Annotated in this window: 1 protein-coding gene and 1 pseudogene; both read left to right on the top strand. The window is 59.2% G+C overall.

Features of this window, described 5'->3' with window-relative positions; genetic code table 11:
• Positions 1-33: 33 nt before the first annotated feature.
• A pseudogene (locus DVK07_RS23995) lies at positions 34-201 on the top strand (nucleoside-diphosphate sugar epimerase); the annotation flags it as partial.
• Between the two features lie 69 nt (positions 202-270).
• Positions 271-583, top strand: a 313-nt coding sequence (locus tag DVK07_RS20685; RefSeq protein ID WP_199719699.1) for a metal-dependent hydrolase, incomplete at its 3' end; no start/stop codon positions are given.

The following is a 583-nucleotide window of genomic DNA, read 5'->3' as shown; positions in this document are numbered from 1 at the left end:
GGTAGTCGCCTTGTACCGCCTGTACCATAGTTTAATGAGGAACTCGGCACCAACGTCGAGCCCAAATACATCGAAAACCCGCTGGATGAGTACGTCCACGACACGATGGCGGACTACTCAAAGATCCACGAAGCCACTGGCTGGGAGCCAACGATTGCGTTCGAGGACGGCGTGTCGCGGGTGTGTGAACCGTACCGATAGCCACCTCGGGGGATGGGGTAGCCCTCCCGATCAGCTACCCTTATCCGCGGCACTCACTATCCTACTCTCGTGCTTCCGCTAGGCCATCTCGCTTTTGCGTATCTTTGGTACGCGCTGTATGCGGCCAGCAGCACCCATCGACTCCCCGCTCGGCTTGCGCTTCTTCCGCTTGCGGTTGGAAGCCAGTTTCCGGATCTCATTGATAAGCCACTCGCCTACATTGGTGTGCTCACGTACGGGCGCTCACTCGCCCACTCGCTGTTCGCATTCGCTCTGTGTTCGCTCGCAGTTTGGTGGCTCGTCACCCGACTCCGTGGTCGCTGGAGTGTTGAGAGGGTCGCTGAACGACTCCGGATCGTCACTCCCGCAGCGTTCGCGATCA

Origin of the sequence: Halorubrum sp. Atlit-26R, from assembly GCF_003666015.1 — an archaeon.
Classification (GTDB): domain Archaea; phylum Halobacteriota; class Halobacteria; order Halobacteriales; family Haloferacaceae; genus Halorubrum.
The sequence above is the reverse complement of the archived record's forward strand: the minus strand, read 5'-3'. Positions and strand labels throughout refer to the sequence as shown.